13 protein-coding genes and 6 tRNA genes are annotated in these 12,747 nt (G+C 39.2%); 18 read left to right on the forward strand and 1 reads right to left on the reverse strand.

Features of this window, described 5'->3' with window-relative positions:
* The first annotated feature begins 2 nt into the window (after positions 1 to 2).
* The 15 genes from I4V44_RS08375 (at position 3) to I4V44_RS08440 (ending at position 9,591) form a co-directional block, all read left to right on the forward strand.
* Positions 3 to 75 (forward strand) — tRNA-Val (locus I4V44_RS08375).
* 5 nt (positions 76 to 80) lie between these two features.
* Positions 81 to 162, forward strand: a tRNA-Tyr gene (locus I4V44_RS08380).
* A 17-nt stretch (positions 163 to 179) separates the two neighbouring features.
* A tRNA-Thr gene (locus I4V44_RS08385) sits at positions 180 to 252 on the forward strand.
* Positions 253 to 273: 21 nt separating this feature from the next.
* Positions 274 to 347 (forward strand) — tRNA-Met (locus tag I4V44_RS08390).
* A gap of 4 nt (positions 348 to 351) precedes the next feature.
* A tRNA-Phe gene (locus I4V44_RS08395) sits at positions 352 to 424 on the forward strand.
* Between the two features lie 30 nt (positions 425 to 454).
* Positions 455 to 527 (forward strand) — tRNA-Lys (locus I4V44_RS08400).
* Between the two features lie 221 nt (positions 528 to 748).
* Positions 749 to 994 carry a hypothetical protein gene (locus I4V44_RS08405; RefSeq protein WP_020993336.1) on the forward strand — a complete coding sequence of 82 codons (246 nt, stop codon included), beginning with the start codon at positions 749 to 751 and terminating at the stop codon, positions 992 to 994.
* 203 nt (positions 995 to 1,197) lie between these two features.
* Positions 1,198 to 2,031: a SpoIID/LytB domain-containing protein gene (locus I4V44_RS08410; RefSeq protein ID WP_196002590.1), complete on the forward strand. Its 834-nt coding sequence runs from the start codon at positions 1,198 to 1,200 to the stop codon at positions 2,029 to 2,031.
* A 61-nt stretch (positions 2,032 to 2,092) separates the two neighbouring features.
* The gene (locus I4V44_RS08415; RefSeq protein WP_020993335.1) at positions 2,093 to 2,986 is read left to right on the forward strand and encodes a M23 family metallopeptidase; all 894 of its coding nucleotides are present in this window, start codon (positions 2,093 to 2,095) and stop codon (positions 2,984 to 2,986) included.
* Positions 2,987 to 3,143: 157 nt separating this feature from the next.
* Positions 3,144 to 3,248, forward strand: a complete 105-nt coding sequence (locus I4V44_RS18535) for a DUF6783 domain-containing protein (protein ID WP_368187745.1) — start codon at positions 3,144 to 3,146, stop codon at positions 3,246 to 3,248.
* A gap of 48 nt (positions 3,249 to 3,296) precedes the next feature.
* Positions 3,297 to 4,289 carry a LacI family DNA-binding transcriptional regulator gene (locus I4V44_RS08420; RefSeq protein ID WP_196002591.1) on the forward strand — a complete coding sequence of 331 codons (993 nt, stop codon included), beginning with the start codon at positions 3,297 to 3,299 and terminating at the stop codon, positions 4,287 to 4,289.
* Between the two features lie 433 nt (positions 4,290 to 4,722).
* Complete coding sequence (locus I4V44_RS08425) at positions 4,723 to 6,627, forward strand: PTS beta-glucoside transporter subunit IIBCA (protein WP_025580988.1); 1,905 nt, start codon at positions 4,723 to 4,725, stop codon at positions 6,625 to 6,627.
* On the forward strand, positions 6,624 to 8,063 hold the full coding sequence (locus I4V44_RS08430; protein WP_025580987.1) for a glycoside hydrolase family 32 protein: 1,440 nt from the start codon (positions 6,624 to 6,626) through the stop codon (positions 8,061 to 8,063). The genes I4V44_RS08425 and I4V44_RS08430 overlap by 4 nt, the downstream gene beginning before the upstream one ends.
* 285 nt (positions 8,064 to 8,348) lie before the next feature.
* Complete coding sequence (locus I4V44_RS08435) at positions 8,349 to 8,591, forward strand: GIY-YIG nuclease family protein (protein WP_196002609.1); 243 nt, start codon at positions 8,349 to 8,351, stop codon at positions 8,589 to 8,591.
* Between the two features lie 28 nt (positions 8,592 to 8,619).
* Positions 8,620 to 9,591 carry an N-acetylmuramoyl-L-alanine amidase family protein gene (locus tag I4V44_RS08440; RefSeq protein WP_243100089.1) on the forward strand — a complete coding sequence of 324 codons (972 nt, stop codon included), beginning with the start codon at positions 8,620 to 8,622 and terminating at the stop codon, positions 9,589 to 9,591.
* A gap of 120 nt (positions 9,592 to 9,711) precedes the next feature.
* On the opposite strand, the gene trhA is transcribed toward I4V44_RS08440, so the two are convergent.
* On the reverse strand, positions 9,712 to 10,374 hold the full coding sequence (gene trhA, locus I4V44_RS08445) for a PAQR family membrane homeostasis protein TrhA (protein ID WP_020993331.1): 663 nt from the start codon (positions 10,372 to 10,374) through the stop codon (positions 9,712 to 9,714).
* A gap of 249 nt (positions 10,375 to 10,623) precedes the next feature.
* Between trhA and I4V44_RS08450 the strand changes: the two genes are divergently transcribed.
* The 3 genes from I4V44_RS08450 to I4V44_RS08460 all read left to right on the forward strand — a co-directional run bounded on the left by I4V44_RS08450 (position 10,624) and on the right by I4V44_RS08460 (position 12,676).
* A complete protein-coding gene (locus tag I4V44_RS08450) occupies positions 10,624 to 11,412 on the forward strand; it encodes a ParA family protein (RefSeq protein WP_196002592.1) in 789 nt (262 codons plus the stop codon).
* On the forward strand, positions 11,403 to 11,588 hold the full coding sequence (locus I4V44_RS08455) for a hypothetical protein (protein WP_196002593.1): 186 nt from the start codon (positions 11,403 to 11,405) through the stop codon (positions 11,586 to 11,588). The genes I4V44_RS08450 and I4V44_RS08455 overlap by 10 nt, the downstream gene beginning before the upstream one ends.
* 80 nt (positions 11,589 to 11,668) lie before the next feature.
* Positions 11,669 to 12,676: a LacI family DNA-binding transcriptional regulator gene (locus tag I4V44_RS08460; protein WP_196002594.1), complete on the forward strand. Its 1,008-nt coding sequence runs from the start codon at positions 11,669 to 11,671 to the stop codon at positions 12,674 to 12,676.
* The last annotated feature ends 71 nt before the right edge of the window (positions 12,677 to 12,747 follow it).

A 12,747-nucleotide genomic window follows, 5' to 3' on the forward strand; every position in this document is an offset into this window, starting at 1 on the left:
ATGGAATCTTAGCTCAGCTGGGAGAGCATCTGCCTTACAAGCAGAGGGTCATAGGTTCGAGCCCTATAGGTTCCATACTTGGATGGATTCCCGAGTGGCCAAAGGGGGCAGACTGTAAATCTGTTAGCAACGCTTTCGAAGGTTCGAATCCTTCTCCATCCACTTAGCTTAACAGCTAAGCCGATGTGGCTCAATTGGCAGAGCAGCTGATTTGTAATCAGCAGGTTATCGGTTCGAGTCCGATCATCGGCTTTTGATTTTAAAAATTAATATCGCGGGGTGGAGCAGTCTGGAAGCTCGTCGGGCTCATAACCCGAAGGTCATAGGTTCAAATCCTGTCCCCGCTATTTTGCCCAGATAGCTCAGTTGGTAGAGCAGAGGACTGAAAATCCTCGTGTCGCTGGTTCGATTCCGGCTCTGGGCATTCACTTTGAAAGTGATAATTAAATAATATGGAGCATTAGCTCAGTCGGTAGAGCACTTGACTTTTAATCAAGTTGTCCGGGGTTCGAATCCCCGATGCTTCACTTTAAAACTTCTGTGAGAATATCACAGAAGTTTTTTTGTGTTTTTTTAACCCTAACATCATTTTATGGAATTACTATAGAGAAATAAAAAAGTTCTAAAGTTTTATGCTTTTTCATATATTATTAGTACCTGATACCATTAACCGTAGGAAGTGCGCAGTCTTAACGGTGGACAGGCTGTTTGAAGTCAGTAGATGTAATGCAGAACAGGAGGAGTTTTTATGAAGAGTCCTTTAAAGAATCTGAAAAAATATTTTCAGTTAATCATGACTGCTCTTATTTGCTTTGTAATGGGAGTCATTGAAGACAAGAAAAGAATCTGCATAAAAGATACAGATTCTAAAAAAGACAGAACTGTTTTGCGTCCGGATGATAAAAAGAACAACAGAAAAAATAAAATCATTTACTGGAATGAACCACGAATCCAGAATAGAATAAATAGAGCTGTATATTTTAATACGGGGTAATGAAGCCCCGTATGCAGAAACTATCGCAGTCCTCTCAATTAATGAATTTGAGACAGTTCAGCAGGATTTTATGTTCTGATGAGCAGGATCAATATGCATTATTTACGAGAATTGCTATATAACAGAAGTGTTATAAATAATATACATACAGATAAATATATATGTATATACTAAAAAGAAGAAGTTTATAATGATGGTCTGATATGAGAAAGTCTTTTTTCCCTGGAACAACGGGAATCTTTGCTCTGTTTTTTGTTCCCTATATAGTTACAATTATTTTTAATGGTGCCAACACTACATTGATCAATAAAAAATTTAATGTGGAAATGCTTCTGCCGGTGATCGTTTCATCGCAGATTGAAGACAAATATGAACTTGAGACTATAAAAGCACAAACAATCATAGCAAGATCAAATTTTTACCGGACAATGAAAGAGGAGAAAAATCTGGCAATAACTTTATGTCAGATAAAGGAAGAGATGGAGGGGAAATCCCTGGCTTGTGTAATTTTACAGAATAAGTACGAAAAAGCAGTAACAGAAACAGAAGGAAAAGTCATTGTATGGAATAAAGAATTAAAGTTAGTTCCCTATCATGAATTAAGTGCAGGACAGACAAGAGATGGAATGGAAGTTTTCCACAACGAAGATGATTCGTATCTCAGATCCGTACACAGTTTTGTGGATAAAAATGCAAAAGATTATTTGAATAGTGTATACATAAATAAAAATGTCCTTCCGGAAAGAATTGAAATAAAATCCAGGGACAGTGCCGGTTATGTTACAGAAATTCTGGCTGACGGGAAAGTGTTGGAAGGCGAGGCATTCAGAAAAGGAATGGGACTCACGTCCTCAAATTTTACAATTCAGAAGTCTGGAAAGGAAATACGATTTTTATGTAGAGGAAAAGGTCATGGATTAGGATTTTCACAATATGGAGGGAATGAGATGGCAAAGGAGTCTGCGAATGCAAAAGAGATCTTACAATATTATTTTCCTGAGATGGATGTGCTGAACATAAAATCTGTAAATTGCTGAATAGATACGAATATTCTGGACACCCTATAGATATGAAGATGAAAACAGAGGTGAAAGGAATATGATGAATAACAAAGTGACAAGAATCATTGCCAATTCCGTTGGACTGGCCGCTGTAGCAGCATTGGGAATTACAGTTTATCAGTTAGGTACCTCCCCGGTCAAAGAGAAAACTCCTGAAGAAAAAACAGAAAATGTCGGTGAAAGTACACAGGATACGGAAGAACAATTGAGTGAAGATGCAGGAACGAATCATGTGGAGTCAGAAAATCAGTGGATATCCGATGACGGGGAAGATTTGGATGATACAAAGGTTACATTCCAAAAACAAGGAATGTATGGGGAAACAGCTCAGAATACTGTGGATAATAATGAATCAGATAATACTGCCGATGTGGATAAGACTGACAATGCTGTAAATTCTCAGCAAGCAGAAGAATCATCAGTAAATGCAAATATGAAATCCCAGACGATATCAGAAGATCAGGCAGATGAAGCAACAGATGTTTCGGCATCGGCCCTGAATCTTGCGACAGTAAATTTTTCGGAAGATACATTAATGGAGTGGCCGGTGAATGGAAATGTTCTCCTTGATTACAGTATGGATCAGACTACTTATTTTCCGACGCTTGATCAGTATAAATTGAGTCCGGCTATTGCTGTCGGTGCAGTAGAGGGAGCACCTGTGGTAGCTGCTGTTAATGGCAAGGTTTATTCTATAGAGCAGAATGCGCAGACGGGTACTACACTGACAATGGAACTTGGAAATGGATATCAGGCTGTTTATGGACAGCTTACAGATCTGACAGTGTCAGAAGGAGATACAATTAAAAAGGGAACGACGATAGGATATATTGCACAGCCTACAAAATATTACAGCACAGAAGGAACCAATCTTTATTTTGCAATGAAAAAGGATGGAGAACCAATAGATCCGATTGAATATCTTCCATAATGAAATAGAAGAAAAAAACAGGGCTGCCGTAGATCGGCAGCCCTTAATTTGGTATAGGGCCAAGACAGTAACGTATAAACAGTACTTTGATATTTGCAACAGAAATGATATGTGTAGTATAATACAAAATATGTAGTGATTCAGCAGTTAACAATTCGTGGATATCAGATTAGGGGCAAAATCTCCCACAAATTGTGACATACATCTTGCGGAAAGCATTTTTCAGACACGCTCTAGCATCATAAAATACTGCTGGTTATAAAAATACTTTCGGAAATTATACAGACAGCATGAAAGAGGAGCTTTTTATATGAATATTAATGAGATTGCCAAACTGGCAGGGGTCTCCAGAGCTACCGTATCCAGGTATCTGAACAATGGTTATGTCAGTGAGGAAAAGAAAAAAAATATCAGCAGAGTTATTGAAGAAACCGGATATCAGCCTTCTTCACAGGCGCAGAGGCTGCGTACTAAGAAGACAAAACTGGTCGGAGTAATTCTGCCAAAGATAGATTCCAATACGATCAGCCGGGAAGTTGCCGGAATCAGTGACATACTTACCAAAAAAGGATATCAGCTGATACTGGCAAATACAAATAACAGTGTTGAAGAAGAATTGAAATATCTTTCGCTGTTCAGGGATAATCAGGTCGATGGTGTTATTTTTATTGCCACCATATTGACAAAACAGCACAGGGAAATGATGAAGGGATTTAAAGTTCCGATTGTTTTACTTGGACAACAGCTGGATGGTTATCCATGTATTTTTCAGGACGATTATAAGGCTGCTGTAAATCTTACTGAACAGATGGTGAAGACAGGAAAGAAGTTTGGATATATTACAGTTACGGATAAAGATGAGGCAGTTGGCAGGCAGCGAAAATCAGGTGTGGAGAAGGTTCTTGGAGAAAATCAGATCACATTGGAAAGTGGATGTGTAAAATGCGGAAATTTCACATTAGAGTCAGGATATGAGAAAGCGAAAGAACTTTTTACGGAGCATCCCGATGTAGATACATTGATCTGTGCAACAGATACCATGGCAGTTGGAGCGGCAAATTGGCTGAGGGAAAACGGATATCAGATTCCTCAACAGGTTCAGATTGCCGGAATGGGAGACAGTTTTCTGGGAAAGATCATAGAACCAAAGCTGACTACTGTACATTTTTTTTATAAGACAAGTGGAATGGAATCAGCAAAAGTGCTGGTAGATTTGATAGAATCTAAGGAAACATCATCTGTACATAAAGAAATAAAAATGGGATGTAAGGTGGTACTCAGAGAGTCTCACCGAAATATATGACTGAACATGAAAGAGGAACTCTGAGGCAATCATCAGAGTTCTTTTTTTCCGGATAATTGGATTTACATATATTAATTTACATATATTAAAGGGAGTGTTTTGGAAATAATATATAAAAAATGGATATAATATTTGTGATATGTTACATATTTACAAATAAAAAACGCCCAGATATAATAGCATACATGAGAACGATTCCATAAAAGTACATACAATCCATAGGAAATACATATTGGTGATCAGATAAGAAATATCGTGAGAGTGCAAGACATCTGCTGAGTTATAATCAGATATCAGAGTAAATTTGGAATGGTATAAGATGATATTAAGGTTAAAAGGTATTTTTATAAGATTAACAAGTGAAATTTGTTGAATATGTGAGAATCTCAAAGTGTACATTTATATGAGAACGATTCCATAAAAGGAGGATATTATGGATTACAGAAAAACAGCACAGGAGATATATGACCATATCGGTAAAAAAGAAAATATTATTTCCGCAGCTCATTGTGCCACACGTCTTCGCCTGGTTATCAGTGATAATTCAAAGGCTGATAAGGAATATGTTGAGAACATTGAAGGCGTAAAAGGTGTTTTCTTTGCGCAGGGACAGATGCAGATCATTCTGGGAACAGGTGTAGTTAATAAAGTATATGATGAGTTCATCCGGATTGCAGGAGTTTCTGAGAGCAGTAAAGAAGAGCTGAAAAAAGTTGCGGCTTCCAGGGCAAATCCGGTGCAGAGACTGATCAAGACACTTGGAGATATTTTTGTGCCGATTATTCCTGCAATTGTTGCAAGCGGTTTCCTGATGGGAATTATGGAAGCACTGAACTTCATGGTAAACAATGGATTTTTGAATATTGATACCAGCGGTTCTATTTATACATTTGCACAGCTTTTCAGTAATACGGCATATACGTTCCTGCCAATCCTCATCGCATACAGCGGTGCTAAAGTGTTTGGTGCAAACCCGTATCTGGGTGCAGTTATCGGTATGATTATGATTCATCCGAATCTCCAGAATGCATGGACAGTTGCCACAGAAGGTGTTAAAGCAACTCAGAAAGTATGGTTTGGACTTTACTCTATTGATATGGTCGGATATCAGGGGCATGTAATTCCGGTTATCATTGCAGTATGGGTACTGGCTCAGATTGAGAAGAGACTTCACAAAGTAGTGCCGGCAATGTTTGATCTGTTTGTTACTCCGCTTGTAAGTGTCTTTGTAACAGGATATCTGACATTATCCATTATCGGACCTATCTTTGTTACTGTTGAGAACGGACTTCTGAATGGGATTCAGTGGCTGATCGCATTGCCATTTGGTATCGGAAGTTTTATTATGGGTGCGTTTTATGCACCGACGGTGGTTGCCGGTGTTCACCATATGTACACGATCATTGATCTTGGACAGTTGTCTAAATTTGGAGTTACTTACTGGCTGCCTCTTGCTTCTGCAGCGAATATTGCACAGGGTGGAGCCACTCTTGCAGTAGCACTTAAGACAAAGGATCAGAAGATTAAATCAATGGCAGTTCCGTCTGCATTAAGTGCCTGTATGGGAATTACTGAACCTGCGATTTTTGGTGTTAACCTTCGCTTTGGAAAACCATTTGTGATGGGATGTATTGGTGGTGCATTTGGTGCACTGTTTGCATCTGTTACAGGACTGGGGGCTACGGGAACTGGCGTAACCGGTATCTTTGGAATTCTTCTTTGTCTGAATAATCCGGTTTCTTATATTCTTATGTTTGTGATTGCATTTGGTGCTGCCTTTGTACTTACCTGGTTGTTTGGATATAAGGACACTAATGTTTCTGAAAAGACAGAAAGTGTTGAAGCTGTGGGAGATAAATCAACAACAGAAAAAAGCAATGCAGATGATTCTGTGCTTTATAGTGTATCAGAAGGAACTGCGATTTTGCTTTCCCAGGTAAATGACGCTACATTTGCTTCGGAAGTACTTGGAAAAGGAATTGCCGTAATTCCATCGAAGGGTGAAGTTGTTGCTCCATGTGATGCTGTGGTTGAGACTGTTTTTGATACAAAGCATGCAGTTGGTTTAAGTACAGAAAGTGGTATGGAGCTTCTGATCCATATCGGGATCAATACAGTGGAATTGAATGGAAAATATTTTACATCTCATGTAAAGAATGGAGATCACGTAAAGAAAGGCCAGCTTCTGGTTTCCTTTGATATGGAGAAAGTTAAGGCAGCAGGATACGATGTGACGACTCCTCTTATTGTAACGAATTCGGATGATTATAAAGATGTGAAAATTCTGTCGGAAGATTCGGTAACACCATCAGATAAAGTATTGGAGATTGTGAAATGAGTACGCTAACTAAAGTTCTTGAAAGAAATATAAAAGTAATTGAAAAGAACGCAGATCTGACAGAAGGAAGATTCCGGCTTGGACATCATCTGATGCCGCCGGTCGGATGGCTCAATGATCCGAATGGACTATGTTGGTATAAAGGCAGATATCATGTGTTTTTTCAATACGCTCCCTTTGATGTGGAAGGCGGACTGAAATTCTGGGGACATTATACAAGCGAAGATCTGGTAGACTGGAAATACGAAGGGACAGCTCTTTATCCGGATTCTCCTTATGACTGTCATGGTGTCTATTCCGGATCTGCATTGGCAGAGAGTGAAAAACTTCATTTGTTTTTCACCGGGAATGTAAAGATTGACGGTGATTATGATTATATTAATGAAGGACGTGAGACCAGTACGCTTCATGTAGAAAGTGAGGACGGAATTCATTTCGGAGATAAAGAAGAGATAATTTCTTTTGAAAAATATCCGGAAGAGTTTACCTGTCATATCAGAGACCCGAAAGTCTGGAAAGAAAACGACAGGTATTTTATGGTTCTTGGCGGACGTCTTAAGGGAGATAAAGGTGCAGTTCTGGTTTATGAATCAGAAAATCTGAAAGAATGGAAATTTAAACATATAATAACCACACCGGAAGCTTTTGGTTATATGTGGGAATGCCCGGACTATTTCGAACTGGACGGGAAGAAATTTCTGTCTGTATCACCACAGGGCTTGAAGAGGGAAGAATTTCGTTTTCAGAATATCTATCAGTCAGGCTATTTTCCGGTAAAAGAGGATGGCTCTGTAGATGAAAGAGACTTTCGTGAGTGGGATATGGGATTTGACTTTTATGCTCCACAGACCTTTACAGATAACAGCGGAAGGCGACTTCTGATAGGGTGGATGGGAATGCCGGATGCAGAGGAGGAATATACCAATAAAACCATTGATGAAGGCTGGCAGCATTGTCTTACCGTACCGCGGGAACTGAGGGTAAAGGATGGAAAAATATTCCAGTATCCGGCAAAAGAACTGGAGAGACTCCGAAAAGAGAAAACAATTCTTGATGATGAAAAATCAATTGTTGAGGTTCGTGTAGAAGTAAATGAAGGTTTTGATCTGTTAATTGAAGATATTGCAGTGACAGACAGAAGTTTTCAGATCAGTATGGGCGGACAAATGCTCTTTAAATATGAAAATGAAATTGCGGAGATTGGATTTTCTGAAATTGCGGGTGCAGGAAGAAATAAGCGGAAAGCGAAAGTCAGTGAACTGAACAATATCCGGATTCTTGCAGATACTTCTGCAGTGGAACTTTATCTGAATGATGGAGAGATTGTATTCTCAACCAGATATTATCCGGATCGTGAAGATCTGCAGCTAAAGGTAAAAGGCGGAAAATTCAGGGGAAATCTCTGGAATCTTCGAAAAATGATATTCACAAAATAAGAAAATAAACGTATAATAAAGCAGGTGGGAAAGAAAATCCGCAGTCGGTTTCCCTGCCTGCTTTTTTGACATATTGGTATTTCTGGTGCTGAGAGATCTGGCTGTCAGAAAGAATATGTGTCCGGATGATATACGTGTTTTAAACCGACTGTTTATTATAGAAACAGGGACGACCGCAAAAGATAGCAGTTGTCCTTTACATAAATTATAAAAAATTTCAAATAATGCAATTCCAGACAATAAGACAGTTGCTTGATTATAATATATGATTGTCGGGTGATTATGATGAATTATACTTACATTGTTAAATGTGCAGATGGGACTCTTTATACAGGGTGGACAAACTGTCTGCAAAAACGTATGAAAGCACACAACGAGGGAAAGAACGGCGCGAAATATACAAGGACCAAAAGACCGGTTACACTTGTATATTATGAGGGATTTTCAACAAAAGAAGAAGCGATGAGACGTGAATATGAGATTAAACAATTTACCAGAAATAAAAAACAGGAGTTGCTGAGCTTCTGAACCCGTCAGATAAGGAGGATAAGAGAAAATGAAAAAGATGACAAAATGGCTTGCAGTATGCGCAGTATGTGTGATGGGCAGTGTTCCGGCCATGGCAGCAGAAGTACCGGATGTTACTGTAACACCGATCCCGATTGAAACACCGGCTCCGGATGTAACACCAATCGAGACACCTGCACCAACACCCATACCGGAGGTGAAAAATGGCTGGTATGAGTATGGAACAAAAAATAAGAAATATTTTAAAGATGGACAGTATCTTACAGGAATGCGTAAAATCCATGGTGAAGTTTATTATTTCAGTCCAAAAGGATTTATGAAAACCGGATGGATCAAATACAATAACAAGAAATATTATTTTGGTTCCAATGGAATACGTTACAGTGGCGTTAAGAAAATCAGCGGAAAATATTACTATTTCAGTGACAAGGGTGTTCTGAGAACGAAAACAGTTAAAGTTGGAAATACAATTTATTATTGTACAGAAAAGGGAATTCTGGAAGCCTGGAAAAAAGGAAAGACGATTTATTATCCAAATGGAAAGAAAATGAATTCCACCAAAGCGTATGAGTATGAGACTTTGCAGAGAGCAAAGGATGTTGTCAGCAAGATCACAAAACCGAGTATGTCAAAAAGTGAGAAATTTGAAACCTGTTTCAGATGGGTAATGTATCAGCATTATTACGATACCAGAAGAATATTTTATAATCAGACTGCATGGCCTGCGTTATATGCAAACGATTATCTGATACTGAGCGGAAAAGGCGGGGACTGTTTCTCAGATGCCTGTTCGTTTGCCTATCTTGCAAAGGCTCTTGGATATAAGAATGTTTATGTCTGCGTAGATACAACGGCAACTGACGGAAGCGGTCATTGCTGGGCTGAAATCGGAGGCAGAGTATATGATCCGCTGTTCGCAGAGGCGAAGAGCTATTATGGATATTTTGGTGTGGGATATGGATCCTATGGATTGTATCCGGAAAGAAGAGTAGCTGTGTAATATAAAAGCTTTCCTGCAGGGATTATGCTGCAGCAGAGAAAATTGTATTGTTAAGGGGTTGTAGCACCGGAAAAAATCCGGTGCTGCAACCCCTTGTTTTGTTTATTGGCAAATTGGCGGTTATACAGGTAGTGGAGCAACAAAAAAGTACATGACAATGAAATGGCAGGCACTTCCAAGCATAACGAAGATGTGAAAGATCTCATGGGAACCAAAATTCTTATGTCTGGAATTAAAAAGCGGAACTTTTAATGCATAGATTACACCACCGATGGTATAAATGATTCCGCCTGCAAGAAGCCAGTCAAATCCTGCACGTGGGAGTGCATGGAAGATTGGAACAAATGCCAGTACACACAGCCAGCCCATGGCGATATACAGTACAGAGGACAACCATTTGGGACAGGTAATCCAACAGCCCTTTAAGATAATGCCGAGGACTGCAATACTCCATACCAGCGCGCACAGAATATATCCAATGCGGTTATGAAGGACGATCAGGCATACAGGAGTATAGCTTCCGGCGATCATCACAAAAATCATCATGTGATCCATTTTTCGCAGCCGTCGATTGACCTTCTCTGTAGAATCTACAGAATGATAAATGGTACTGGCTGCATAGAGCAGAACCATGGTAAGGATAAAAATACTTAAAGCAACAATATGGAGCACATCATAAGAACGCGCTGCCTTGATAATAAGAGGAACTGCTCCGACTGCAGCGAGAAGAAGGGCAATACCATGAGTGATCGCACTTCCGGGATCTTTTAATTTAAATTTCATAAAAACGCCTCCATTCATTCAGATAAATACAATGAAAACAATATAACATAGTTTTAAAAACTACATATCAAGTATATAAATACTATAACACAAAAAAACAAAAAATCAAGGGCTTATTTTGGGAATCAAAGAAATGTTTGTCCGGCAATGCAAATGAGTTACAGGGTTGCGAAGATGAGGAAAACAGTTGAATCTATATGATAAATCTCCTATAATACAAGTAAAGTAAGTGGTAAAGGAGACAGTTCCATGGGAAAAACCATAACGATATGTTTTACAAATAATAAGGGTGGAAGTGGAAAAACCACAACCTGTTCAAACCTTGGAGCGGCGATGGCTCAGGCAGGGAAAAAGGTTCTTCTGATCGATGGAGATATGCAGTTAAATCTTTCTCTTGCTTTTTTTCCGGAGAACTGGGTGCTGGAGCAGGCGAAAGGAGAGAAGAATCTGTATTGCGCAATCGGAAAACAGGAAGAGCTCAGCGGTTATGTGGTACATACTCCCTACGAAAATCTGGATCTGATACCATCGTCTACATTGATGAGTTCTATAGAATATGAACTTTTTACAAAATGGCAGAGAGAATTTATCCTGCGAAAATGCATTCAGAAGATAAAGGATGCAGGAAATTATGACTATATTTTGATTGATGCACCTCCTACGCTGGGTGGTTGGGTGATGAATATCCTTTGTGCATCAGACCGGGTAATTATACCTGTTGAGGCAAGTCCATGGGGAATGTTCGGACTTGCGAATATGTTTGAATTTCTTAATGAAGTAAAGCAGATTACTCCGGAACTGGAAGTTGCTGGAATTGCAGTGACAAAAGTAGATACAAGAAAGAATTATTATAAACAGACAATGGAAACCCTGCATGAACTTGAGGATATTCATGTATTTGAGCAGATCATCAGAGTGGACAGCTCTGTAGAATGGTCACAGGATAACAGTATTCCGGTTGTGGAATATAAAAAATCAAGCAGAAGTGCCAGGGAATATACGAGATTGGCAGAGGAGGTCATGGAATTATGTCAGTAGGCAGGGAGAGTATTCGGCGTGCAGCAAATGCAGGTGCAGGAAAAAACGTAAAGAAGCCTGTTGTATCCGCAAAAGATGCAGAGAAATCGAAAACAATATCTGTTGCGGAAGAAAAGAAAAAAACAGTAAAAGGTTCTGTTCAGATTAATGAGGAACTGCCTGTATATCTTCTTTAAAATTTACTTGTAAGTGCTTGATTATTTTGCTATGTTATAGAAAATGAACAAGCGATTGCGCAAAAATGGTGGGGTATTTTATGGAAACAGAAGAAAAGAAGATATATACAATAGAAGATATTGCCCGGGAGCTTGGGGTAAGTAAGACTACGGTATCACGGGCTATCTCAGGAAAGGGAAGAATCAGTCAGGCTACCAGAGAAAGAGTGCAGGCATTTATAAAAGAACATGATTACAGACCAAATGTTGTGGCAAAGGGACTGGCACAGCGTAAAACTTATAATATTGCACTGCTGATGCCGAAGGATTATGTTGCCACAGAGTTTCTTTTTTTTAAAGACTGTATGAATGGAATCTGTGAGGTGGCCTCCTCCTATGATTATGATATTATTATTTCTATGATTGATGGAGCAGATGTATCGCAGATACAGAGACTGGAGGCAAATCGAAAAGTCGATGGGATCATTGTAAGCAGAGCAGTGGTAAGTTCCAAGGTACAGAAATATCTGAAGAACTGTAAAGAACCATATATATTGATCGGCCCGTCCTCAGATCCGGAAGTTCCATTTGTAGATAACAAGAATCGGGAAGCAGGAAAAGAACTGACAAGTATTATGTTGATGAAAGGCTTTCGGAATCTGGCACTTCTGGGTGGAAATCAGTCCTACAATGTTACCGGAAGCAGATATCAGGGTTTTCTGGAAGCACATGAGGAAATGGGAGTTTCTGTTAACGAAAATCTGATTTTCATGGATACGGATAATCAGGCAGCAGTATCTGATGCTGTGAAGAGATTGCTTGAAGAAGGTGCGGATGGTATTGTCTGTATGGATGATGTAATCTGTAGCATGTGTCTGAGCAGTCTGAGGGAAAAGAAAATATCGGTTCCTGAAGAAATAAAAATAGCCAGTATGTATGACAGTAAAAATCTGGAATATAATAATCCACCGATTACCAGCATACGTTTTGATACGGTAAGACTGGGAAAGATGGCATGTGCGAAATTACTGAACATCCTCGGGGAGAAGCCTTTGGAGGATACGTTGACACTGAATTATCAGGTGATGCTGCGTGAGTCAACACAGTAGAAAAATGAAAAATCCTTTGTAATTATTGGAGAATCAATAATCAGAGGATTTTTTTGTATCATGGGAAATTA

The organism is Blautia sp. 1001283B150304_161114_C9 (assembly GCF_015668165.1).
In the GTDB taxonomy this organism is placed as follows: domain Bacteria; phylum Bacillota; class Clostridia; order Lachnospirales; family Lachnospiraceae; genus Blautia_A; species Blautia_A wexlerae.